Raw genomic sequence first — 23,138 nt, 5'->3', positions numbered from 1 at the left:
CTCAGACCCCCGCGGATTTTCTGTTGGCTGGCCCAGCCGCCGGGGCCGGGCAATACAGCCGGTACAAAGTGATGAGCAGTTCGCGGGCGGGCTCGCTCGCGATCGAATAGTGAATCGTCTGGCCGTCGCGCCTCGCCGCCACCACGCCGTCCTTGCGCAGCAGCGCGAGATGCTGGGACACGGTGGAATCGCGCAGGCCGAGCAACTCGGCGAGCTCGCCGACGGATCGCTCGCCATCGATCAGCTGGCAGACCAGCAACAGCCGATGGCGGTTCGACAGCGCCTTCAGCAATTCGCTGGCCTGATCGGCGGCGGCTTCCATGAGGTCGGCCTGTATCTTCATAGTTGCGTATATAAGATTATACGAATATATTGTCAATGCGCGGATAGCGGGCCGGTGACGCGGCCCGCTCGGTCCGAAAACATCAGTCTTGCAAAAATCCGTTCTGAAGGAGCACCGCCATGAACCTGGATCGCGCCGTCCTCGCCTTCGCCGGCTGCGTCGTGCTGACGAGCCTGCTGCTCGGCTGGCTGATCAGCCCCTATTGGCTGCTGCTGACCGCCTTTGCCGGCGTCAACATGATCCAGGCGTCGTTCACCGGCTTCTGTCCGGCGGCGATGGTGTTCAAGAAACTGGGCGTGAAGGACGGGACGGCGTTTTCGTAAGCGCCGCCCCGTCATTGCGAGCGAAGCGAAGCAATCCAGCGCCCCACTCGCGGCATGGAGTGCTTCGTCGCGGAGCCTGTGCTCGGACGGTGCGAAGCGCCGATCCGGGTGCTCCTCGCAATGACGGAAACGCAGGCCTGTGGGCTACTCCGCCTTGCCGCAATTGCAGCCGCAACCTTCCGCTTCGTCGTGATCGTCCGGCGCTGGCGGCGGCAGGGTGCCAGAGAGGTAGGCTTGCACGGCGGCGACCGGGTCGGTCTCGGCCGTGGTGACGGCGCGGACGCCGCGGGCCGCCATGCGGGCGATGAAGCCGGTGCCGGCACTGCCGGCGATCACCGCCTCGACGCGGTCGAGCGGATGCGGGGAGCGCTCGTCGAACTCGTGGATCGACTGCTCCTTCGGCAGATCGAGCCGCTGCACCTCGCGCGGCGCGCGGCCGTGGGCGGCGTCGAACACCATAAAGCGGCGGCTCTTGCCGGCATGGCCTGTAACGGTGCGGAAATTCTGACTGGCGACAGCGATAAGCATGATGGAGGGCTTTCTTATGCAGGATGGAGGACCGCGTCTCGCTCGAAGAGGAGTCGCAGGTCGTCATTGCGAGCGAAGCGAAGCAATCCAGCGCCGAGCACGGGGCTGGATTTCTTCGTCGCTTCGCTCCTCGCAATGACGCGGAGAGTCAGGGCCCCGAAGGGTGCGCGGGTGCGCGAACTAGGTCAGACAGCCGCCGCCTCACGTCTCGCCGATGATGATCTGCGTATCGGAGGCGAATTTGTACGGGACCAGCGGCAGATTGGCCGGGGCAGGCCCGAGCCGGATGCGGCCCGACGAATCGTATTGCGAGCCGTGGCACTGGCAGAACCAGCCGTCGTAATTGCCCTGATGTTCGGTGGGCACGCAGCCGAGATGAGTGCAGATCGCCGACACCACCAGCCACTGCTCCTTGCCGGCTTTGACCCGCGCGGAATCCGGCTGCGGATCGCGCATGCTCTGCCAGTCGGCGCTCTGGGCGGACTGGATTTCCTTCGGGGTGCGGTGGCTGATGAAGATCGGCTGGCCACGCCAGAACACTTTCACCACCTGGCCCTCGGCGATCGGCGCGAGGTCGACTTCGAGCGGGAAGCCCGCCGCGATGGTCGAGGCGTCGGGATTGAGCTGCGCCACGAACGGCCACACCACCGACACGGTGCCGACCGCAGCGAGTGCGCCGGTGGCGAGAAACAGCACGTCGCGTCGATTGGGTTGTTCTGAAGTGATTGCGGTCATGATGGTCTCCTGATGATCGCCGGCGCGGCGGATCGCGGATCCGGAGTGCGGCGAAGATGGCGGGATCGCCCGCCCTTGGTATTAAACCTTGCGAAGTTCACCGGCGGCGCGGGCCAGCACCGCGACGAGTTCGGCTTCGTTGTCGGAGTCGCTGGCGAACCGACGAATTGCCACGGCGCGGAGATTGTCGAGCGCGGCGCGCAGCAGCGGCGGCAGTTCGCCGGCATTGCTGCCCTCGCCATTCTGCTGCTGCATCGACTCGCCGAAAGCGGCGAGCCGATCGAACACCGCGTCGGCCAGGCCACGGCGCTCGGCCAGATAGTCGCGGCCGTCGTCGGTGATGACGTAGAGCTTCTTGGCGCCCTCCGGCTGGGCGATGACGTGGCCGATATCTTCCAGGAAGGTCAGCGCCGGGTACACCACGCCGGCGCTCGGCGCGTACCAGCCCGCCGTCCTGTCCTCGATCACCTTGATGATGTCGTAGCCGTGGCGCGGCTGCTCGGCGATCAGCGCCAACGCCATCAGCTTGAGGTCGCCCTGCCCCAGCATGCGGCTGGCACGGGTACTCTCGCCGCCCATGCCGCGCCCGCTGCCGCGGCGTGCCCAGCGGCAGCCGGGCATCCCGAAACCGCATCGCCGTCCGCCATTGTCGAGGCCGTCCATCGGGAACTCCGCATAAGATATATCGTCCCTACGCCCGAGTTCCGAACCCTGTAAAGATATATCTTGGCGGTTTCGCCCATTGTCGCAGACGAGGACGCAAAAAGGTGGGCAGATACTCTAAGCCACTGTTCTGGATTACCTTTCCGGCGCGGCGGATTTGATCGAGATCAATCCGCGGAACCCTACCCATCCTATCGTCCCGCTGCCTTCCACGCCCATGCGCGCTGACTTGCGCTGGCGTCCGTTACCCAGGAGACGAACATGTTGAAGATCGCGGTGGTGCTCTGGATCATCGGCGGCGCAACGATGGCCGGGATGATGCTGGTCGCGGTGCTGGCGGTGCCGGGCCTTGCCGAGCACGCGATGCAGTGGATTCCGCGCGCGGTCACTGCCGGCTTCGTGCTGGCGATGCCGATTTCTTATCTGGTGGCTCGCCAGATCGCCCCGACAGCGCGCTGAACGCTGTCGCTATTTCACGCCGAGCAGGCCCGCGATGCCCTGCGCCATCAGCACGGTCGAGACCACGAACAGCAGCGCATAGGCGATCTTGTAGAACAGCCCGGTCGGCATCCGCCGAACCAGCCAGATACCTAGCAGGTTGGCCGCCGCGGCAAGCGGCAGCAGCGCAATCGAGGTTGCCAGATTCGCCGGATTGAACTGGCCGAGCAGAATGTAGGGGCCGATCTTCAGCACGTTGAGGATCGCGAAGAAGATCGTGGTGGTGCCGACCAGCACCAGCTTGGGCAGTTGCAGCGGCAGCATGTAGACTTGGTACGGCGGCCCGCCGCCCTGCGTCATGAACGAGGTGAAGCCGGACACGCCGCCCCAGAACAAGCCGGGCGCCAGCGCGCCCTTGGTCGGCGTCAGTTGCGGCCGCAGCCAGACGTCGAGCACGAAGGCGAAGCCGACGCCGCCGACGATCACCCGCACCACATCGTCCGACACCAGCGCCGCCGTCCACCAGGCCAGGCCCATGCCGAGCAGCGCGCCCGGCAGCATGATCTTCAGGCTCCGCGCGTCCCAATGATGCCGGTAGACGTAGAGCGAGATCATGTCCTGGCTGATCAGCACCGGCAACAACAGCGCCGCGGCTTCGAGCGGCGGCAAAAACAGCGCCAGCAGCGGCGTCGCAGCGATCCCAATGCCCGAGAAGCCGCCCTTCGCCAGCCCAAGCAGGAGCACCGCAGGGATCGCAGCGGCATAGAACCAGGGGTCGGTAATGATCGACGACACGACGACTCGCGAGGGATGCCGCAGGACCGGCGGCGGAAGACCGATGCGCGCATGCGCGCACGATCCATGCGGCACCGAGTGTGTCGCCGCAAGCGATACCAGCAATCGAATCTGCAAGCGGCGGCTGCGATGACGGAGGGGCTGCTTGCTGCGCCTCGCAGATTGATGGATGAGGGCCCGGCCGGTCGACCGACGGGAGCCGCGATCTGTGCGGCACGAGTCGCATCGGCAGCCCCTGGAGCACGCGATGCCCGCGTTGTCTCTTGCAGCCACCGACATCATCGGCGGCGCAGCCGCGCCCCAGATCATTACCTCGATCAACGCGTGGAGTGATCCGCCCTGGCGCTCGCCTCCCGCCTGCTGCGCAGGCCGTGGGGGCCGCGAATGGGACCGCTACCTTCGTCGCCCCAAGAAGTTTCGGCACCGTTTCGTCGAGATTGCCGAGATACGCTGCGGGGTCATTGAAATATCCGATGTTTCTGGCATGTTCGCCGCCAACGCATGGACATGCACCGCGGGCGCGGTGGGGGCCAAACCGTCCAAAAAAGGAATCTCATGGCGAAGCCAGCAGTGATCGTCGTCGGCGCGGACAAAGGCGGCGTGGGCAAGACCACGGTGTCACGAACCCTGCTCGACTATTTCAGCGCCAACAACATCCCGACCCGCGCCTTCGACACCGAATCGCCGCGCGGCACGCTGAAGCGCTTCCATCCGGGCATTACCGAGATCGTCGACATGACGTCGACAGCCGACCAGATGAAGATCTTCGACACGCTGAACAACGCCGTGCCGTCGGTCACGGTGATCGACGTCCGCGCCGGCCTGCTGTCGCCGGCGCTGGCCAGCCTGCGCGACATCGGCTTCCTCGACGCCGCCCGCTCCGGGCAGATCACCTTCGCGGTGTTCCACATCCTCGGCCCCTCGATCGCCTCGCTGGACGAGATCGCCGAGACCGCCAACTTCATGACCGGCGCCAAGTACTTCCTCACCAAGAACTTCATCAACAACACCAGCTTCTTCGAGTGGGACCAGGCGACCTACAATTCGTATTTCCACCGCATCAAGGACGCCACCGAGCTGACCATCCCCAAGCTCAACGAAATGGCCTATGAGCAGGTCGAAGTGTCGTCGGTGCCGTTCCTCAAATTCGTCGCCAACAAGGGCGTGCACGACGAGCCGGCCAACTACTCCTTCGTGCTGCGCGGCTATGTCCGGCACTGGCTCGCCAATGTCTGGAGCGAGTTCGACCGCATCCGGCTGACCGACATCGTCGGCAAGGACAAGGGCGGCCGCACCACCGACGTGGCCCAAGCCGGCGGCGAGAAATAACTCGCGGGTGATATCGGCATGTAGTATTTGCCGTCGTGGCCGAGCTCGTCCCGGCCATCCACGCCTTGGATCGTGCTAGGCTCCCAAGACGGGGATGCCCGGGACAAGCCCGGGCATGACGAGGCGGAGTTGTTGTCCGCCGATGCAATCGGCCCATTCTGCCGCCATGTCCCGCACCCCGGTCTACATCGTCTGTTCGCCGCGCCCGTTCGTCGGCAAGACGCTGATCGCGCGGCTGCTGGCCGAGTTTCTGTATCTGGCGCGCGGCTCGGTGACGGCTTTCGACGTCAACGTCAAGGAACCGTCGCTGCTCGACTACCTGCCGCGGCTGACGGAGACCGCCGAGATCGACGGCACCTTCGGCAAGATCCAGCTGATGGACCGGCTGATCGTCCATGACGGCGTCGCCAAGGTGATCGACCTCGGCTTTCACGCGTTCGACGAGTTCTTCGGCACCTTCGCGGAAATCGGCTTCATCAAGGAGGCCGCGCGGCGCCAGATCGCGCCGGTCGTGCTGTTCGTCGCCGACACCGACCGCAACTCCGCGCGCGCCTACGGGTCGCTGCAGGACATCGTGCCACCGCGCCAGCTCTTTGTTGTCGACAACGAGCACGTGCTGCTCGGCGAATTGCCGCCGGTGTTCGCCCGCGGCCGCATCCTTCGCATCCGCGCCCTTCCGCCGTTCCTGAAGACCTATATCGACCGGCTGAACTTTTCGTTCACCGGCTATCTGCGCGCCGAGCCGGACGCCTCCACTGAACTCAACCAATGGATTCGCCGCAACTACACGGCGTTCCGGGATATCGAGCTGGAGATGACGCAGGGGCGACCTTAAACCCTCGCCCCGCTTGCGGGGAGAGGGTGGTGCGCACGAGCGAAGCGAATGCGCACCGGGTGAGGGGGCCCCTCCACGAGTCGCAGCGCTCGGCCGAGTGGAAACGCCCCCTCACCCGGCCCGCATCTAGCGATGCGTGCCGACCTCTCCCCGCACGCGGGGAGAGGTGAGGTCGCGTGCGAGCCTCAATGCCCGCCGAACTCGATCAGCGTCCGCACCGGAACGCCCATGCTGCGGATCTTGTCGGCGCCGCCGAGGTCCGGCAGGTCGACGATGAAGCAGGCGGCGACCACTTCGGCGCCAATCTGGCGCAGCAGCTTGATGGCGCCTTCGGCGGTGCCGCCGGTGGCGATCAGGTCGTCGACCAGGATCACCCGCTCGCCGGGCTGCAGCGCGTCGACATGGATCTCGATCATGTCGGTGCCGTATTCCAGCGCGTATTCCATCGACACGCAGGTGTGCGGCAGCTTGCCCTTCTTGCGGATCGGCACGAAACCCGACGACACCTGATGGGCGATCGCGCCGCCGCTGATGAAGCCGCGCGCCTCGATGCCGGCGACCTTATCGATCTTGGAGCCGGCCCAGGGCTGCACCAGTTCGTCGACGGCGCGGCGGAAGGCCCGCGGCTCGCCCAGCAGGGTGGTGATGTCGCGGAACATGATGCCGGGCTTGGGATAGTCCGGGATGGTGCGGACGCTGGCCTTGAGGTCGTGGATCAGGTCTTGAGCGAGAGCGTTCATCGGCGCGGGGTCTCTGCTGGATGGGACTGATAGTTCGGCAGGCGAGCAGGCGAGGCAATCCGGAAATTCGGCTACCCCCGCCAAAAGGACTAGCCAAAGGTCTTAGCAAGCAGGAATGAGACCGCAACCGGGATCTGCGATGCAGTGGGCTTGTAGCATGGCCCTTCTGCGCCGCCTTCGATCAGGATCAATCCCCCGCCACCTTAGAGCCCGGCCGGCAACGAATGCGGCAAAATCAGCTGCGTTTTCCGTCATTGCGAGCGAAGCGAAGCAATCCAGAAGCTCCGTGCACTGCGCTGGATTGCTTCGTCGGCTTCGCCGCCTCGCAATGACGACGTGCAAGGCATCATTCTAGGCATCGATTTCCGGCCAAGCTCTCAGGCCGGTGCACCGAGTCGGAACGCGTTTTCGACAATGCGCAGCCCGACCCCGCCGCCGAGCGACATCAGCGATTCCGGGTGGAACTGCACGCCGCCGACCGGCAGCGTCTTGTGCTCGATCGCCATGGCAACGCCGTCCTCGGTGGAGGCGGTGACGGTGAGATCCTTCGGCATGTCGTTCATCTCGACATACAACGAGTGATAGCGGCCGATCGTGATCTCGTTGGGCAGGCCGTGCATCAGCGTGCCGCCCCGGACCTGGATGCGCGACGGCCGGCCGTGCGCCGGCTGCTGCAGCTGGCCGAGCGTGCCGCCGAAATACTCGCCCATCGCCTGAACGCCAAGGCAGACGCCGAAGATCGGCAGCTGCTTGCCGAGCGCGCTGTCGATAGTCGATTTGATGCCGAAATCCTCCGGCCGGCCGGGACCGGGCGACAGCACCAGGAGATCGTAGGCGTTGTCGGCCAGCATCTTCTGGGCATGGACATAGCGCACCACCGTGACCTGGGCGCCGACCTGGCGGAAATAGTCTGCCAGCATGTGCACGAAGCTGTCGTCGTGGTCGATCAGCAGCACCTTCTTGCCCGAGCCGGTGGCGTCCGGCGCCACCGCCGACAGCGGCTTCGGCGGATCGCCGCGCAGCGCCTGGAACAGCGCCGCGGCCTTGACCTGGCACTCCTTGTCCTCGGCGACCGGATCGGAGTCGAACAAACAAGTGGCGCCGACGCGCACTTCGGCGAGCCCGTCCTTCATCCGGATGGTGCGGATGGTGAGGCCGGTGTTGATGGTGCCGTCGAAGCCAACCACGCCAAACGCGCCGGCGTACCAGCGCCGCGGCGTTCGCTCGTTGTCCTCGACGAACTGCATCGCCCACAGTTTCGGCGCGCCGGTGACGGTGACGGCCCAGGCGTGGGTGAGAAACGCGTCGAGCGCGTCGAAGCCCGGGCGCAGCATGCCCTCGACATGGTCCACCGTGTGGAACAGCTTCGAATAGGTCTCGATCTGACGACGGGCCAGCACCTTGATGGTGCCCGGCACGCACACCCGCGCCTTGTCGTTGCGGTCGACGTCGGTGCACATGTTGAGCTCGAACTCGTCCTTCTCGGAGTTCAGGAGCTTCTGGATCTGCTCGGCATCGCTGATCGCGTCGGTGCCGCGGGCGATGGTGCCGGAGATCGGGCAGGTCTCGATGCGGCGGCCGTCGGAGCGGACGAACATTTCGGGCGAGGCCGACACCAGGAATTCGCCGTCGCCGAGATTGAGCAGGCCGCCGTAAGGCGACGGATTGATCCGGCACAGCCGTTTGAACACTTCGGCCGGCGAGCGCTCGCACGGCTCGCCGAACAACTGGCCCGGCACCGCCTCGAACAGGTCGCCGCGGGCGAATGCCTCGCGCGCCACCTCGACGACCTTGGCGTACTCGCCCGGCGCATGGTCGGCAAAGCCCTGGCGGCCAGTCTGGGTGTAGACGCTGTCGCTGGTCGCGGTCGGCAGGCCGGCGGTCGACTTGGCCTTCCAGCCGAACTCATAGGCGATATGGACGCCGCAGCCGGTGGCGCGGTCGTAGGCCAAGAGCCGGTCCGGCACATACAGCACGATGTCGCGCTGGTCGGCCGCGCGGGCTCGCTTCTGCTCGAGGTCCTCGAACTGGAACACCAGATCGTAGGCGAACGCGCCATACAGCCCGAGCATCGGATCGGCCGGCGACGCGAACGCCGCGACTAGCGCCCGAACCAGCGAGATCGCGCTAGCGCGGCGGGTGCGCTGGTCCTCGTCCACCGGCGCTTCGCCGCGGATGATCCGGCCGCGGATCTTGGTTGCGCAGGCCTGCTCGACAACGATGCTGGGCTCCTCCAGCCGATCGGCCAGGAAGGCAATCAGCGTCTCGCCGCGCGGGTTCAGCGCCTCGATGCTGAACTGGTCGGCCTGCGTGGTCAGGGCCAGCGGTGGATCGGCGAAGCCGAAATCGAAGCTCTCGTAGCGCCCCGGCACCGTGGTGCCGGACGACAGCATCACGCCGCGGCGGCGGTCCAGCAGGTCGATCAGATCATCCAGCGCCTGGCCGCCGGTGAAGGCCTCCACCGTGCGCGACACGGAAAGACCCGCGGCGGTCTTGTAGTCGCTGCGCGCGGGAAGCGAGAAAACGGTCCTGTTCATGGCATCCTCTTAAGCAATCTGCCGAGGGAACGCCACACAGGACCAACGAAAGCCGCCTCGCGTGGCGGCCTCGGGACGATCAAAACACGGGGGATCGCACGGCCACCTCTGGTTACGAGGTGCGCCACCAACGACGGCAAACGACGGGCTGGGACTGCGTGCACATGGCCGGCAATGCATCACCGGGCGGAGGCGGAGTCAAGGGGCGCATGCGTTGGCGGCATGAGACTATGGATCGACTTTCATGTCCGCCCCAAGCCTGTAAGCTAACAATTGACATACGTCAGCGAAATGCTTACAGCCATGATCAAGACATTCAGATCGAAGGCTTTGGCGGATCTTTGGTGCAGCGGGAAGACGTCGAAGATCGACACCAAGATGCATGATCGGATACTCCGGCGCCTCGATCAACTCGAGTCCGCGGCGGCACCCGAACAGATGAACATCGCCGGCTTCGATTTTCATGCCCTGCGCGGAAGGCCGCTTCGCTTCTCAGTCCATGTCAACGGACCTTGGTGCATCACCTTCGAGTTCGAAGACGGCGACGCATACCGGGTCGATTTCGAGCAATACCACTAATATCCAAGACGCGGCGATCAGTCAGGACGGACAATGAACGATTACGTCGCCAAGCGCAGCAAGGAGCGCTGCCCCACCCATCCGGGAGCTGTCCTGCGCGAGGACGTGATTCCGGCGGTGCAAAAGAGCAAGTCGGAGATCGCGCGTCTTCTTGGAATTTCGCGCCAGCACCTGCACGACATCTTGTCGGAGAAGAAGCCTGTGTCTCCCGAAGTCGCAGTGCGCCTCGGCAAGTTGTTCGGTGGCGGAGCCGGCGTGTGGGTGCGGATGCAGGGAGCCTTCGACACCTGGCACGCGGAGCGGACAGTCGATGTCAGCCATATCGAATCCCTCGTCGCCTGACGAGACTTAAGGAACGCTTCCGCGCCTCCCGCATTCTCTTCCCGCATGCCGGGTGACAACCGGCCGTAACGGGGAATGGCGGACGCAGCTGATTTTGCCGGTTTCTGGCTGCGACATCAACGTATTGGTACGCGCTGACGCCTAACCTGTTCTCGGCATGCATCCCTTCTTGGGTTCGCCAATCTGGGGATAACGGTGATAAGTCGCGAGTAGGGCGCGCCTGCCCCAATCACGAGGAACTTGCGCCGCGATCGGCGCATTTCAGTCCACTGACAGCACCGCCGCGTGATCAGTGAGACATCTCATGCCGAACCGCCTGGACAAACAAATCGACCTGATCGTCGCCGAGAGCGGCGGCAGCGAGCACGAGGCGCTGCGTGCGCTGATGCAGGTCAACGAGCACCTCGAGGCCGAATTGGCGCGGCTGCGGGCCGCCGTCATCTTCAGCCACGCCAGCGGCGATGGCGAGTGGCTGCACTGATTTTCAGCGTCACGCCTTCTTCAAGAACTCCGTCCGCAACACCAGGCCCTTGATCTTGTCGGTGCGGCCTTCGATCTCGTCCTCGTTGTCGGTGAGGCGGATGCCGCGGATCATCGTGCCGCGCTTCAGCACCGTGGACGAGCCCTTCAGCTTCAAATCCTTGATCAGCGAGACGTTGTCGCCGTCGGCGAGCAGCGCGCCGTTGCTGTCTCTCACTTTGATATCCATGACTTGCCTTTCGGGATGGTGCCGCGAGGTCGCCGCGACGGAACTCGAAGCAGGAAAGCAGCCCCGCCGCAATGATCCGGTGCTGCCCCGAAGCGCGACGCGAGTGACCCGCGCCGCGCTCGTTCTGCCGCAGGATGCGTCAGAACTTGTAGGTGATGCCGGTGCCGATCAGCCACGGATCGAGGTTGACCTTGCCGGTGACCGGGACATTGCCGGCCAGCGTGCCGCTCCACTCCGGACGCAGCCACAGCTTCTTGACGTCGACGTTCCAGCCCCAGTGCTTGTCGAACATGTAGTCGAAACCAACCTGAACGGCGGGCGCGAAGCTGTCCTTGAGGTGGCTCTCGATGACAACGCCGCCGGCGGCCTTCTGGCTGAAGAAGAAGGTGTAGTTCACGCCGGCGCCGACATAGGGCTTGAACGCGCCGAAGTCGGTGAAATGATATTGCAGCGTCAGGGTCGGCGGCAGCAGCCAGGCCTTGCCGACATCGATGCCGGCCAGCGCATCCGCGCCGGAGACGCTGTGCTTGGTGACGCCGAGGATCAGCTCGGCCGCGATGTTGCGGGTGAAGAAATAGGTGATGTCGAGTTCGGGCACCAAGGTGTCGGTGGTCTTCAGCGACGAGCCGGGGACCTGATCGACGTAGCCGGAGTCCCGCGTCACCACGCCGAGTGCGCGCAGGCGGATCATCCACGGATTCCATTCGTCGACGACCGGCGCCTTGTAGATTGGCCGCGCGGCGAGGTCGGCGGCCACGGCGGAAGCCGGCAGGCCGTTCAGCGCCGCCGCCATCGCCAGCGCCGACACTGCAGTCAGAAATTTAGTCATCAGATGCCCCTTGATGCTTAGTCGCGTGAGCGGGAGCTCACGCTTGCGAGCACAGAGGCCTCCGAGGAGCAGTCGGGATTGATCTCGATCAAAACACCGAGGCAGGTTGTCGCACCTGCTCGGCCCGTGTGTCGCGCGGGTCACAGATTCCCAGGACAGTCGCAACTGGCCTGAGCAATTGACGCGTAGCAATGAAGTTGGTCGCGCCCTGTGGGTCCGCGCACCGCGCGGGTGGCGACCGCCCGCCGCTACGGACGGCTCGGGTTCTGCATCATGTACTCGCCGAGATTGCGCTGGGCGCGATTGGCACGGGTGATCGAGTTCGAGCGCTGCACGTCGCGATCCCTGCGGCAGGCGACGTAGTCGGACGAGCCGGCCGCAACGCCGTTCTGCCGGCAGAACGCGTCGTCGTCGCCGAGATCCGTCGGCGCGTCGTTGCGGCTGGCGCAACCGGCGAGCGTCAGGGCGACGATGGTGAGGGCGAGCAGGCGTTTCGAATTGAGCAACATTCACACCCCTGAGAGTTCGTCATTCCGGGGCACGAGCGAAGCTCGTGAGCCCGGAATCCATACTCACCGACGGGGGTTATGGATTCCGGGTTCGCCGCTGCGCGGCGCCCCGGAATGACGCGGAAAGGCAGTGCCTGTTTACGCTGAAATGCGGGCTTTGTAAGTCCGCAATCGCAGAGCCCCTCGTCCCGTCATTGCGAGGAGCGAAGCGACGAAGCAATCCAGCGCGGTGCACTGCGCCTGGATTGCTTCGCTTCGCTCGCAATGACGGGGCAAGGTCTGCCCCTCAGCCGTGGCTCTTCAGCGCCGACGAGATGTCGTCGAGCGCGGTCGGGTCTTCGATCGTGGCCGGCATGGTCCAGGCGTCGCCGTCGGCGATCTTCTTGATGGTGCCGCGCAGGATCTTGCCGGAGCGGGTCTTGGGCAGCCGCGGCACGGTGATGGCGAGCTTGAACGCCGCCACCGGGCCGAGCTTGTCGCGCACCAGCTTGACGATCTCCTTCTCGATCTCGGCGTGGTCGCGGGTAACCCCGCTCTTCAGCACGATCAGCCCGCACGGCACCTCGCCCTTAATGGTGTCGTTGATGCCGAGCACGGCGCATTCGGCGACGTCCGGATGCGAGGCGAGGATCTCCTCCATGCCGCCGGTCGAGAGCCGGTGGCCGGCGACGTTGATGATGTCGTCGGTGCGGCCCATCACGAAGACGTAGCCGTCTTCGTCCAGATAGCCGGCGTCGGACGTCTTGTAGTAGCCGGGGAAATCGGCGAAGTAGCTCTCGCGGCAGCGCTCGTCCTGCTGCCACAGCGTCGGCAGATTGCCGGGCGGCAGCGGCAGCTTGATGACGATCGAGCCCATGGTGCCCGCCGGCACCGGCTTGGCGCCCTCGTCGACCACTTCGAGTTTGTAGCCCGGCATCGGCACCGTCGGCGAGCCGTGCTTGACCGGCAGCAGGCCGAGGCCGACCGGATTGCCGGCGATGCACCAGCCGGTTTCGGTCTGCCACCAGTGATCGATCACCGGCACCTTGAGCTGCTCTTCGGCCCATTCCACCGTCGGCGGATCAGCGCGCTCGCCGGCCAGGAACAGCGTGCGGAATTTCGACAGGTCGTATTTGCGGATGAAGGCGCCCTCGCCGTCCTCCTTGCGGATGGCGCGGAACGCGGTCGGCGCCGTGAACAGCGCCACCGCGCCGTGCTCGCTGATCACCCGCCAGAACGCGCCGGCGTCCGGCGTGCCGACCGGCTTGCCTTCGTACATGATCGAGGTCGCGCCGTGGATCAGCGGGCCGTAGATGATGTAGCTGTGGCCCACCACCCAGCCGATGTCGGACGCGCACCACCACACTTCGCCGGGCTTCACGCCGTACAGATTCTCCATCGACCATTTCAGCGCGACGAGGTGACCGCCGTTGTCGCGGACGACGCCCTTCGGCTTGCCGGTGGTGCCCGAAGTGTAGAGGATGTAGAGCGGATCGGTAGCGTCGACGGCGACGCAGTCAGCGGCCTTGCCGGCGGCCAACGCCTCGCTGCGCAGTTTGGCCCAGTCGTGGTCGCGGCCATCCTTGAGCTCGCAATCCTGCTGCGGACGCTTCAGGATGATGCAGGCGTCCGGCTTGACGGAGGCGAGCTCGATCGCCTCATCCAGCAGCGGCTTGTACTTGACGATGCGGCCGGGCTCGATGCCGCAGCTCGCCGACAGGATCAGCTTCGGCTTGGCGTCCTCAATGCGGGTGGCGAGCTCCTTGGCGGCGAAGCCGCCGAACACCACCGAATGCACCGCGCCGATACGGGCGCAGGCCAGCATCGCGACCATCGATTCCGGCACCATCGGCATGTACAGAATGACGCGGTCGCCCTTCTGCACGCCGAAATCCTGCATGATCGCGGCGAGCGCCTGCACCTCGCGCAGCATCTCCGCGTAGGTGAAGGTGCTGATCGTGCCGGTCAGCGGCGAGTCGTGGATCAGCGCGACCTGATCGGCGCGGCCGTTGGCGACGTGGCGGTCGAGCGCGTTGTAACAGGTGTTGACCTTGGCGCCGGGAAACCAGCGGCCATAAAGCCCGAGCGAGGCGTCGAACACCTTGGTGGGCGGTTCGATCCAGTCGATCTCGCGCGCAGCCTCGCCCCAGAACCCTTCCGGATCTGCCAGCGAGCGGGCATGGACCTCGTGATAACGACTCGTGTCGTGCATATTCATGGCGTCGCACTCCCATGTTTTCGGGCGGTTTGGCCCGCCATGTCCGGCTTTTCGGCGGCGAGCGCAACCCCGCCTTTGTTCCTAATCAACACCAGCATCGGCCGCTGCAGCGGTATTTTCAATCCCATCCGGCAGGATGGAGGTAGCGCCCCCATCGCGCGACGCGATGAGGCTCAGCCGTCATTGCGAGGAGCGAAGCGACGAAGCAATCCAAACCAGCACACGGAGCTGGATTGCTTCGCTTCGCTCGCAATGACGAACACCTCAATAGCCGTTAACGCCGGAGAGCTGCTGCAACCGGGCCTTCATAGCGGCCCGCAGGTCGTAGCCGGGCTTCCCATAGGCGGTATTCCGCCGCGCGAGAAAGCTGTCCTGCGCGCGCTTCAGCGCCTGCAGTTCAGCGGGCTTCGCCTTGGCGTTGTCCCGCAGCAGCCGCCGATACATCGCGTCGATCTCGCGGTCGAGATTGGCGAGGTCGCGATCGGCGCAAATCGCTTTCTCGACGGGGCGCCGGGCGCGGAGGCAGTCGAAGCTCGGCTTGCCGTCGACCGCCTTCTGCATCCCGAGCCGTTCCAGCTCCGCCGCCAGCGCCCGGTGATTGGCACGCGCGGCGGCGTGATCCGGCAGAAGTTTCAAAGCCGCCGAGAAATCCAGCAGCGCCTTGGGATGATCACCCTTGCCGCGCCATAACTCGCCACGGGCATTGAGGACGTCCGGCTGTTTCGGATCGAGCCGCAACGCATCGTCGTAGTCGGCGATCGCGCGATCGATCTCTCCGGTTCGGGCCAGCGCGCTGCCCCGCGCGACCAGCGCCTTGATGCGATCGTTGCGCTCGGTATTGCGATTGGCGAGCAATCTCCCGCACAGCGCAACCGCCCTCACCGCCTCACCGGACTTCGACGCGGCCGTCAGGCACGGCGCGGGATCGGCCATCGGATCGTCGAGCTCGTCACTACTGGTCGCGAACGCCGACGCGGCCTGCATCAGCAGCGCGAGCGCGAGCAAGACGGAGGCGATCGAAACGCGACGCATCAAAGTCATCATCGGGCGCTGCTATCTTGCTCGCATTCGTGTCAGGGCCCTCAGTTCACCTTCAGCGTCAGCCCGCCGTCGACCACCAGCTCGATGCCGGTGACGTATTTCGACTCGTCGCCGGCCAAAAACAGCGCGGCGTTGGCGACGTCCCAGGCTTCGCCCATATGGCCCATCGGCACCTGCGCGTCGCGCGCGCGCCACATCGCTTCGACGTCGCCGCCCGAATAACTCTCCACCACGCTGGCGGAATGCGCGACCATCGGGGTCTTCATCAGCCCGGGCAAAATCGCATTCACCCGAATATGGTCCCTGGCGTACTCGACCGCGGTGTTGCGGGTCATGGCGTTCATCGCGGCCTTCGAGGCCGCGTAAGTGACGTAGGTCAGGCCGAGATGGCGGATCGAGGCGATCGACGAGATGTTGACGATCGAGCCGCCGCCCTGGCGCTGCATGATCGGGATGACGTGCTTCATCGCGAGGTAAGCGCTCTTGAGGTTGACGGCGAAGACGCGGTCCCAATCCGCCTCGGCCACCTCAACGACGCCGCCGGTCTCGGCGATGCCGACATTGTTGTCGAGCACGTCGATTCTGCCGTAGGCCTCCATGCAGGCCTGCACCATCGCCTCGACCGCCGCGGCGCGCGACACATCGGCCGCGAACGCAGTGGCGCGGCCACCGGTGCCGGTGATCAGGCTGGCGGTTTCCTCCGCCGCCTCGGCGTTGCGATCGACGCAGAACACCTGCGCGCCCTCGCGCGCAAACGTCACCGCCGTCGCCTTGCCGTTGCCCCAGCCCGGCCCGATCGACCCAGCGCCGACCACCAGCGCCGTCTTGCCTTGCAGTCGTGGCATGCGTGCTCTCTTTCGTTGTTAGCTGGGACCTTGTAGCCCGGATGCAGCGAAGCGCAATGCGTGCGCTCCCTCTCTCTTCACCCTCCCCTGGAGGGGGAGGGTCGGCAAGCAGCTCGCGCAGCGAGATGCGTGACTGGGTGGGGTGAGCGGCGGGGCACTGCGGATGAACTCTTCGCCACCCCACCCCGCTCGCTACGCGAGCGACCCTCCCCCAGGGGAGGGTGACCGCAGCTCAATCGCAATCAACCAACTACTCGCTGCATGCGCTGATGGTCGTCGGCTCCGCACCAAGCTGATGCCCCACAATCTCCGACAGCGTCCGGCAGGCGCCGTCGCTACACAGCCGCCATTCACCCGCCATGCCGGAATTACCGAGGATCAGCTCGCGCTGCGGCGTGCGGTGGGGGGACCACGCGAACCAGCCGCCGTGCAGCCGCGCTTCGGGCGGCGGCTCCATGCCGGCGCCGCTGCCTTTGACGCGGGCTTGCACAAGCTCGAGGCCCAGCGGGGTGACGCGCCAGTCCTCCTGCCACTCCACCTTCTCGATCGAATGCGTCCAGGCCAGCGTGAACATCGCGAGCGCCAGCGTCTTGACGACGCCGGCAGACGCGACGCACAGGCTCATGATGCTGCGGCCACCGCATCGCGCGGCGGACGGTGTCGCCATTGCCAGGCCACGATCAGTGCGGAAACGACGAAGCCGACATAGTCGCTGTAAGGGAATTCGCCGAGCAGGCAGATCGCCGCCACAAAGGCGACGATGCGTTCGAGCACGCTCATCCGCGTATACAGGAAGCCGATCGCCACCATGCCGAACAGCGCAATCGCGATCAGCGCCTTCAGCGTCGCATAGACAACGGCGCCGTAGAAACCGAGCTGCGCCGCCATCGGATCGCCCGGTTGCAGCATCAAGGCCGGCGAATACACCGCGATGAACGGAATGACGTAGCCGGCCAGCGCGATCCGCATCGCCTCCCAGCCGATCTTGTCCGGATTCTCGCGGGCGATCGGCGCCGCGGCGAGCGCGGCAAGCGCAACCGGCGGCGACAGGTCCGCCATGATGCCGTAGTAGAACGCGAACATGTGGCTGACGATCAGCGGCACGCCGAGCTTGGCGAGCGCCGGCGCCGCCAGCGCCGCGGTGATGATGTAGGTCGGGATCGTCGGGATGCCGGTGCCGAGCAGGATCGACAGCAGCATCGTCATGATCAGCGCCAGGAACAGGCTCTTCTCGCCGAGCCCGATCACCCAGCTGCCGAACACCGTGCCGACGCCGGTCTGGGTCATCATGCCGATGATGGTGCCGACGATGGCGCAGGCCATGCCGACGGTGAGCGCGGATTTGGCGCTGTCGGCCAGCGAATCGCGGCACGCCGCGAGCGTCGCGCGCCCGCCGCGGGTGAACGCCGTGATGGCGATCAGCGCCGCGACGATTAGCACGATGCGCATGATGTCGAGCCCGTTGCGCGACACCGCGCCGACCACCAGCGCCAGCCCGATCCAGAACACGTAGCGCAGCACCGGCTTGGAGAAGCCGTGCACGATGCTGGCGCCGAGGATCAGCGCCACCGTCAGCGCCAGGCCCATCGAGCCGGCGTAGAGCGGCGTGAAGCCTTCGAACAGCATGAACACCAGCGCGGCAAGCGGCAGGATCAGGTACCAGCGCTCGACCGCGGCTTTCCAGGCGCTCGGAATTTCGGAAGCCTTCATGCCGACCAGGCCGTGTTTGCCGGCCTCGAGATGCACCATCCAGAACGCCGAGGCGAAATACAGGAAAGCCGGGATGACGGCGGCCTTGACGACGACCGAGTAATCGACGCCGAGCGTCTCGGCCATGATGAACGCCACCGCCCCCATCACCGGCGGCATGATCTGGCCGCCCATCGAGGCGGTGGCCTCGACGCCGGCCGCGAAGGCGCGGCGATAGCCGAACTTGATCATCAGCGGAATGGTGAACTGGCCGACGGTGACGACGTTGGCGACGCCGGAGCCGGAGATCGTGCCCATCATGCCAGAGGCGAACACCGCGACCTTGGCGGGACCGCCGCGGCTGCGGCCGAACAGGCCGAGCGACACGTCGGTGAACAGCTGGATCATGCCGGCGCGCTCGAGGAACGAGCCGAACAGAATGAACAGGAAGATGTAGGTCGCCGATACGTAGATCGGCACGCCGTAGAAGCCTTCGGTGCCGAACGACAGATGGGTGACCACCTGGTCGAAGTCATAGCCGCGGTGATTGAACGGCGCCGGCAAATACTGGCCGAAGAACCAGTACACCAGACAGACGCCGCACATGATCGGCAGCGCCGGCCCCATTAGCCGGCGCGTGCCCTCGAAGACCAGAACGGCGAGCAGCGTGCCGACCGCAAGGTCGAGATGCGTCGGGTCGCCGTCGCGCGCGATCAGGTCGGCATAGAAGATCCATTGATACAGGCCGCAGAGAAAGCCGAGCGCGCCGACGATCCAGGCCATCGCGCGGCCGAAATCGGTGCGGGCGGTGAAGTTGCCGATCAGCCCGAAGGTCAGCAACAGCAGGAAGCCGACGTGGACGCCGCGAACGACCTGGCTCGGCAGCACGTTCCATGCGGCGATCACCAACTGGAACACCGCGAAGGCGATCGCCACGCCGTAGGCCAGATGCCGCCAACCGCGCGGACCAAAGCCGGGCGGAAAGCCGTGCTCGAAATTGTCGAACTCGACTTTCACGGCTCCGGGAGCCTGTTCAATCGCAGCGGGCTGCATCTGGACCGTGTCCCCTGGGTGGCGTTCTTGAAGCCGTCAACCGCGTGGTTTTCGCCGATTGGCATTCTCCGTCATTGCGAGCGAAGCGAAGCAATCCAGGCTCGGTGCACTGAGCTGGATTGCTTCGTCGCTTCGCTCCTCGCAATGACGGTGTGAGGGAGATGCTTACTTCAGCACGCCCTTTTCCTTGAAGTAGCGCTCGGCGCCGGGATGCAGCGGGACCGGGCTGCCGGTGGCGGCGGTTTCCAGCTTGATCTCGCGGCCGGCGGCGTGGGAGCTCGCCAGCTCCGGCAGATTCTCGTAGATCAGCTTGGTCATCTGATAGGCCAGATCGTCCGACACCGCGGTCGAAGTCACCAGATAGTTGACCACCGCGGCGGTCGGAACGTCCTGGTCCTGGCCCGTATAGGTCTTGGCCGGGATCGTCGCGGCGATGAACGGCGGGCCGATCTTGTCGACGGTCTCCTTCGGCACCGCCACGACGGTGATCGCCGAAGAATTCGACAGGTCCTTCAGCGACGCGACGCCGAGGCCGGCGGACTGCAGCGTGGCGGCAAGCTGGCGGTTCTTCATCAAGTCGACCGACTCGGCGAACGGCAGATACTCGACCTTGCCGAGATCCTTGTAGTCCATCCCGGCCGCCTTCAGGATCGCGCGGGAGTTCAGCTCGGTGCCGGATTTCGGCGCACCGACCGACAGGCTCTTGCCCTTCAGATCGGCCAGCGTCTTGATCCCGCTTTCGGCGGTGGCGACGATCTGGATGTAGTTCGGATAGATCGCGCCGATCACGCGCAGCTTGTCGAGCTTCGCCTTGAAGCCGGCTTCGGTGTCACCTTCCCAGGCCGCCTTGAGCGAGTCACCCAGCGTGAAGGCGATTTCGCCGCGTCCCTGCTGCAGCAGATTGAGGTTCTCGACCGACGCCTTGGTGGCCTGCACCTGCGCTTTGACGTTCGGGATTTTCTCGCCGTAGATCTTCGAGATCGCGACACCGAGCGGATAATACACGCCCGAGGTGCCGCCGGTCAGCACGTTGACGAACTGCTGCGCGTGCGCGTGCGGTGCTACAACCAGCGCCGCGGCCGCCGCCATGGCGAACAAACTGACCTTCATGAACGATTTTCTCCCCTGAGTTGCTTAGCGCGGAAATTGAACGGGCAAAACGTCGCGGTCAACCCGGGAAATCGGCGATAGCAAGGATCGTGGCGGAACCAGATGAGAAGCTCGAGGGTTGCTGGCGTACATTTTGTCGCACCCTGAGGTTCGCGTGTCGCCCCAGCCAAAGCCGGATGTCCATCGGTCGCTCGACGCGCTCAACTTCTTTCTCGCCGACGTCCGCGACGGTCTCGGACCTTATCTGGCGATCTATCTGTTGGCGGTGCAGAACTGGAACGAGGCTTCGATCGGCCTCGTCATGTCGATCGCCGCCGCCGCCGGCATCCTGGCGCAGACCCCGGCCGGCGCGCTGATTGATCGGACGAACGCCAAGCGCGCCCTGATGGTGGCCGCTGCGATCGTGGTGACTGTCTCATCGGTCACGCTGCCGCTGCTGCACAGCTTCGAACTTGTCGCCGCCACGCAGGCGCTGGCCGGTGCGGCCGGCGCGATCTTCGCGCCCGCGGTCGCTGCGGTGACGCTCGGCATCGTCGGCCCGCGCGCCTTCGCACGGCGCACCGGGCGCAACGAAGCGTTCAATCACGCTGGCAATGCCACCGCGGCGCTGCTCGCGGGCGTATCGGCGTATTTCTTCGGACCGGTGGTGGTGTTCTGGCTGATGTCGGCGATGGCGGTGGCCAGCATCTTCGCGACGCTGTCGATCCCCGCCGCCGCGATCGACGATCACGTCGCGCGCGGTCTCGACAGTGCCCAGGTGGCAACGGCGGACACAGCTCCGGCCGCTCACCACGATCAACCGTCCGGCTTCAAGGTGCTGCTGACCTGCCGGCCGCTGCTGATCTTCGCCGGGGCCACCGTGCTGTTTCACTTCGCCAACGCCGCGATGCTGCCGCTGGTCGGTCAGAAGCTGGCGCTGGTGAACAAGAACCTCGGCACCACGCTGATGTCGGTCTGCATCGTCGCCGCGCAGGTGGTGATGGTGCCGGTGGCCGCACTGGTCGGCCACAAGGCCGACGTCTGGGGCCGCAAGCCGATCTTTGCGGTGGCGCTCGGCGTGCTGGCGCTGCGCGGCGCGCTGTATCCGCTGTCGGACAATCCGTATTGGCTGGTCGGCGTGCAGCTGCTCGACGGCGTCGGCGCCGGCATTTTCGGCGCGCTGTTTCCGCTGGTGGTGGCCGATCTCACCCGCGGCACCGGCCACTTCAACGTCAGCCAGGGCGCGATCGCGACCGCTGCGGGACTGGGCGGCGCGCTGTCGACCGCGGTCGCTGGCTTGATCGTGGTATCGGCGGGCTACAGTGCGGCCTTTCTGGCCCTCGCGGCGATCGCCGCCGCCGGCCTTGCGCTGTTCCTGATGCTGATGCCGGAAACCCGAACGGACAGCGAGTTGCCACCACACGCGTCGCGTCTTGCCGCTCCGGCCGAGTGATGCCGCGTCTCCGCCGCGGATCAGACGGCGGTCAGTTGAGCCATCACGGCCATGAGCTGTCGCTCGCTGGTCGGCTTGCCGGCATTCGGGACGCCGGCCAATACCGCACCTCCAACCTTCTCCGGTTCGTCGTAGGCGCTCGCCACCGCAAACGGCACGTTTCGGGCCTTCAAGACCTCGGCCACCAGCGTCACGACTTCCGTGCCGAGATTGACGTCGAGCAGCGCGACCGCCGGACTTTCGTGGTCCAGCAGCTGCAGCGCGGCTTTGACGCTCGCAGCCGGGCCGATCACCTGCCAGCCGAGTGCTTGCAGCATCCGCATCAGATCCATCGCAATCAGAAATTCGTTTTCGACGATCAGAACGGTCTTCTGCACAATCGGCTTTCGGTTAGAGGATCAAATGCTTGGTGCCGGCATGACGATTTCGGCCGTCAGACCTTCCGGGGCAAAATGCTGTTCGGCGCGACCGCCGAGGTTGTAGCTGGTTGCAGATCGAATGAGATTGCTGCCGAAGCCGGTCTGGGTCGGCGGCGTCACTGCCGGCCCACCACGCTCGATCCACGTAAAGCGGAGTTCATGGCCGACCACCTGCCAGCGCACCCGCACTTGACCGCCCGGAACCGACAGCGCTCCGTACTTCACTGCGTTGGTCGCCAGTTCATGAAAAATCAGGCTGAGCGACACCAAGGCACGTGACGGCAGTTCAACCGCCGGCCCATGTTCAATCTCGATCGAGGCGCGGTCGTTCCTAAAAGGAGCCAGGATCCGCTCGAACAAGGCAGTCAGACCGGCTCCGTTGTGGTCGCTGAAAGCCAAGTCCTCAGCTTCGATCAGCGCATTGAAACGGCCCATAAAATCTTCGCGAAATTCCGCCGCCGTACGTCCCTCCGTGCGGGTCTGCCAGGCCATCGATTGGGTGATGCCGAGCAGGTTTTTCATCCGGTGACGCAGTTCGCCGAGCAGCATGTCCTTGGCCTGTCGCGCTGGCTGCGTTCGGTGTCGTCGACCAGTGACACCAGCATCGAATGGCTGGCATTGTCCGGGTGCGCCAGCGTGCGGGCGGTGAGCAGCATGGTTTTGTTGCCGATGCTCGGGAAGTCGTGCTCGACCCTGTAATTGATGATGGTCTCGGCTTTCGGCAGCACGTCGAGCAGCAGCTGGCGCAGTTCGGGGATGTCCCACTGACGGTCTCCGAGCTCGTAGAGCGGGCGGCGGATGGTCTCGTCGCGATCGACCTTGAACGTTTCAAAAAACGCCCGGCTGGCGTTCAGCACGACCAGTCCGGCGTCCAGCACCAGCATCGGATTGGACACGCTGTCCACGACGCCTTGCGCTTGAACGTGAGTGGTCCGCAGCAGGCGGTAAAGGTCATCCATACGCATCGAAACCTGTCCTGAATCCGAATACGCTAAAGAAACCGGCGGCGGCACGCAATCGCAGGTAGCTGGTTTTGTACGGAACTCGCGCCGTCATTAGCGAACAACGCGTCGCCGCACCTTCACATCGGCCGTGCTATCCTGCCTGACACTCCGCGC

General features: G+C 65.3%; 28 protein-coding genes. 9 read left to right on the top strand and 19 right to left on the bottom strand.

Features of this window, described 5'->3' with window-relative positions; genetic code table 11:
- Position 1 precedes the first annotated feature (1 nt).
- Complete coding sequence (locus tag D4Q52_RS04765) at positions 2–322, bottom strand: ArsR/SmtB family transcription factor (protein WP_182915230.1); 321 nt, start codon at positions 320–322, stop codon at positions 2–4.
- Positions 323–462: 140 nt separating this feature from the next.
- On the opposite strand from D4Q52_RS04765, the gene D4Q52_RS04760 reads away from it, so the two are divergent.
- Positions 463–666: a YgaP family membrane protein gene (locus tag D4Q52_RS04760; RefSeq protein WP_119855387.1), complete on the top strand. Its 204-nt coding sequence runs from the start codon at positions 463–465 to the stop codon at positions 664–666.
- A 144-nt stretch (positions 667–810) separates the two neighbouring features.
- Here the strand turns inward: D4Q52_RS04760 and D4Q52_RS04755 are convergent, their stop codons facing one another.
- The 3 genes from D4Q52_RS04755 to D4Q52_RS04745 form a co-directional block, all read right to left on the bottom strand.
- On the bottom strand, positions 811–1,194 hold the full coding sequence (locus D4Q52_RS04755) for a NifB/NifX family molybdenum-iron cluster-binding protein (protein ID WP_119855386.1): 384 nt from the start codon (positions 1,192–1,194) through the stop codon (positions 811–813).
- 201 nt (positions 1,195–1,395) lie between these two features.
- Positions 1,396–1,929 carry a ubiquinol-cytochrome c reductase iron-sulfur subunit gene (gene petA / locus D4Q52_RS04750; RefSeq protein ID WP_119855385.1) on the bottom strand — a complete coding sequence of 178 codons (534 nt, stop codon included), beginning with the start codon at positions 1,927–1,929 and terminating at the stop codon, positions 1,396–1,398.
- 81 nt (positions 1,930–2,010) lie between these two features.
- A complete protein-coding gene (locus D4Q52_RS04745) occupies positions 2,011–2,592 on the bottom strand; it encodes a PadR family transcriptional regulator (protein ID WP_119855384.1) in 582 nt (193 codons plus the stop codon).
- A 261-nt stretch (positions 2,593–2,853) separates the two neighbouring features.
- On the opposite strand from D4Q52_RS04745, the gene D4Q52_RS04740 reads away from it, so the two are divergent.
- Positions 2,854–3,051 carry a hypothetical protein gene (locus tag D4Q52_RS04740; RefSeq protein WP_119855383.1) on the top strand — a complete coding sequence of 66 codons (198 nt, stop codon included), beginning with the start codon at positions 2,854–2,856 and terminating at the stop codon, positions 3,049–3,051.
- 9 nt (positions 3,052–3,060) lie between these two features.
- Here D4Q52_RS04740 and D4Q52_RS04735 read toward each other — a convergent pair whose 3' ends face one another.
- Positions 3,061–3,825, bottom strand: a complete 765-nt coding sequence (locus D4Q52_RS04735; protein ID WP_119855439.1) for a sulfite exporter TauE/SafE family protein — start codon at positions 3,823–3,825, stop codon at positions 3,061–3,063.
- 247 nt (positions 3,826–4,072) lie between these two features.
- Here D4Q52_RS04735 and D4Q52_RS26160 point away from each other — a divergent pair, with 247 nt between their 5' ends.
- From D4Q52_RS26160 to D4Q52_RS04725, 3 genes are all read left to right on the top strand, one after another.
- The gene (locus tag D4Q52_RS26160) at positions 4,073–4,399 is read left to right on the top strand and encodes a hypothetical protein (protein ID WP_147407747.1); all 327 of its coding nucleotides are present in this window, start codon (positions 4,073–4,075) and stop codon (positions 4,397–4,399) included.
- Entirely contained in the window at positions 4,381–5,154 is a 774-nt protein-coding gene (locus D4Q52_RS04730; RefSeq protein ID WP_119855382.1) for a hypothetical protein, read from the top strand. Before D4Q52_RS26160 ends, D4Q52_RS04730 begins: the two co-directional genes overlap by 19 nt.
- Before the next feature lie 166 nt (positions 5,155–5,320).
- Complete coding sequence (locus D4Q52_RS04725; RefSeq protein WP_119855381.1) at positions 5,321–5,989, top strand: hypothetical protein; 669 nt, start codon at positions 5,321–5,323, stop codon at positions 5,987–5,989.
- Between the two features lie 185 nt (positions 5,990–6,174).
- Here the strand turns inward: D4Q52_RS04725 and D4Q52_RS04720 are convergent, their stop codons facing one another.
- Positions 6,175–6,729 (bottom strand): adenine phosphoribosyltransferase, encoded by a 555-nt coding sequence (locus D4Q52_RS04720; protein ID WP_119855380.1) that lies wholly within the window; start codon positions 6,727–6,729, stop codon positions 6,175–6,177.
- A gap of 377 nt (positions 6,730–7,106) precedes the next feature.
- Positions 7,107–9,266: an anthranilate synthase component I gene (locus tag D4Q52_RS04715; protein WP_119855379.1), complete on the bottom strand. Its 2,160-nt coding sequence runs from the start codon at positions 9,264–9,266 to the stop codon at positions 7,107–7,109.
- Positions 9,267–9,569: 303 nt separating this feature from the next.
- On the opposite strand from D4Q52_RS04715, the gene D4Q52_RS04710 reads away from it, so the two are divergent.
- From D4Q52_RS04710 to D4Q52_RS26400, 3 genes are all read left to right on the top strand, one after another.
- The gene (locus tag D4Q52_RS04710) at positions 9,570–9,845 is read left to right on the top strand and encodes a type II toxin-antitoxin system RelE/ParE family toxin (protein ID WP_119855378.1); all 276 of its coding nucleotides are present in this window, start codon (positions 9,570–9,572) and stop codon (positions 9,843–9,845) included.
- A gap of 33 nt (positions 9,846–9,878) precedes the next feature.
- Positions 9,879–10,187 (top strand): HigA family addiction module antitoxin, encoded by a 309-nt coding sequence (locus D4Q52_RS04705; RefSeq protein ID WP_119855377.1) that lies wholly within the window; start codon positions 9,879–9,881, stop codon positions 10,185–10,187.
- Between the two features lie 304 nt (positions 10,188–10,491).
- Complete coding sequence (locus D4Q52_RS26400; RefSeq protein WP_182915229.1) at positions 10,492–10,668, top strand: hypothetical protein; 177 nt, start codon at positions 10,492–10,494, stop codon at positions 10,666–10,668.
- A gap of 9 nt (positions 10,669–10,677) precedes the next feature.
- On the opposite strand, the gene D4Q52_RS04700 is transcribed toward D4Q52_RS26400, so the two are convergent.
- From D4Q52_RS04700 to D4Q52_RS04660, 9 genes are all read right to left on the bottom strand, one after another.
- Positions 10,678–10,890: an alkylphosphonate utilization protein gene (locus D4Q52_RS04700; RefSeq protein ID WP_425328450.1), complete on the bottom strand. Its 213-nt coding sequence runs from the start codon at positions 10,888–10,890 to the stop codon at positions 10,678–10,680.
- Between the two features lie 145 nt (positions 10,891–11,035).
- A complete protein-coding gene (locus D4Q52_RS04695) occupies positions 11,036–11,725 on the bottom strand; it encodes an OmpW/AlkL family protein (protein ID WP_119855375.1) in 690 nt (229 codons plus the stop codon).
- Between the two features lie 248 nt (positions 11,726–11,973).
- On the bottom strand, positions 11,974–12,234 hold the full coding sequence (locus D4Q52_RS04690) for a hypothetical protein (RefSeq protein ID WP_119855374.1): 261 nt from the start codon (positions 12,232–12,234) through the stop codon (positions 11,974–11,976).
- 286 nt (positions 12,235–12,520) lie between these two features.
- Positions 12,521–14,431 carry a propionyl-CoA synthetase gene (locus tag D4Q52_RS04685; RefSeq protein ID WP_119855373.1) on the bottom strand — a complete coding sequence of 637 codons (1,911 nt, stop codon included), beginning with the start codon at positions 14,429–14,431 and terminating at the stop codon, positions 12,521–12,523.
- 264 nt (positions 14,432–14,695) lie between these two features.
- Complete coding sequence (locus D4Q52_RS04680) at positions 14,696–15,463, bottom strand: tetratricopeptide repeat protein (RefSeq protein ID WP_119855438.1); 768 nt, start codon at positions 15,461–15,463, stop codon at positions 14,696–14,698.
- A 50-nt stretch (positions 15,464–15,513) separates the two neighbouring features.
- Positions 15,514–16,317 carry an SDR family NAD(P)-dependent oxidoreductase gene (locus D4Q52_RS04675; protein ID WP_119855372.1) on the bottom strand — a complete coding sequence of 268 codons (804 nt, stop codon included), beginning with the start codon at positions 16,315–16,317 and terminating at the stop codon, positions 15,514–15,516.
- A 250-nt stretch (positions 16,318–16,567) separates the two neighbouring features.
- Positions 16,568–16,942: a DUF1850 domain-containing protein gene (locus D4Q52_RS04670; RefSeq protein ID WP_119855437.1), complete on the bottom strand. Its 375-nt coding sequence runs from the start codon at positions 16,940–16,942 to the stop codon at positions 16,568–16,570.
- Entirely contained in the window at positions 16,939–19,059 is a 2,121-nt protein-coding gene (locus D4Q52_RS04665; RefSeq protein ID WP_119855371.1) for a TRAP transporter permease, read from the bottom strand. The genes D4Q52_RS04670 and D4Q52_RS04665 overlap by 4 nt, the downstream gene beginning before the upstream one ends.
- Before the next feature lie 165 nt (positions 19,060–19,224).
- Positions 19,225–20,169, bottom strand: a complete 945-nt coding sequence (locus D4Q52_RS04660) for a TAXI family TRAP transporter solute-binding subunit (protein ID WP_119855370.1) — start codon at positions 20,167–20,169, stop codon at positions 19,225–19,227.
- Between the two features lie 154 nt (positions 20,170–20,323).
- On the opposite strand from D4Q52_RS04660, the gene D4Q52_RS04655 reads away from it, so the two are divergent.
- Positions 20,324–21,601: an MFS transporter gene (locus tag D4Q52_RS04655; RefSeq protein ID WP_119855436.1), complete on the top strand. Its 1,278-nt coding sequence runs from the start codon at positions 20,324–20,326 to the stop codon at positions 21,599–21,601.
- Between the two features lie 20 nt (positions 21,602–21,621).
- On the opposite strand, the gene D4Q52_RS04650 is transcribed toward D4Q52_RS04655, so the two are convergent.
- From D4Q52_RS04650 to D4Q52_RS26700, 3 genes are read right to left on the bottom strand one after another with little or no spacing between them, the layout of a single operon-like run.
- Positions 21,622–21,978, bottom strand: coding sequence for a response regulator (locus tag D4Q52_RS04650; protein ID WP_119855369.1), 357 nt, complete (start codon positions 21,976–21,978; stop codon positions 21,622–21,624).
- 21 nt (positions 21,979–21,999) lie between these two features.
- Positions 22,000–22,569, bottom strand: a complete 570-nt coding sequence (locus D4Q52_RS26705; RefSeq protein ID WP_234831064.1) for a sensor histidine kinase — start codon at positions 22,567–22,569, stop codon at positions 22,000–22,002.
- Positions 22,539–22,985 carry a PAS domain-containing protein gene (locus D4Q52_RS26700; protein ID WP_234831063.1) on the bottom strand — a complete coding sequence of 149 codons (447 nt, stop codon included), beginning with the start codon at positions 22,983–22,985 and terminating at the stop codon, positions 22,539–22,541. The genes D4Q52_RS26705 and D4Q52_RS26700 overlap by 31 nt, the downstream gene beginning before the upstream one ends.
- Positions 22,986–23,138: the final 153 nt, after the last annotated feature.

The sequence above is a fragment of the Rhodopseudomonas palustris genome (assembly GCF_003591005.1).
Classification (GTDB): domain Bacteria; phylum Pseudomonadota; class Alphaproteobacteria; order Rhizobiales; family Xanthobacteraceae; genus Rhodopseudomonas; species Rhodopseudomonas palustris_K.
The sequence above is the reverse complement of the archived record's forward strand: the minus strand, read 5'-3'. Positions and strand labels throughout refer to the sequence as shown.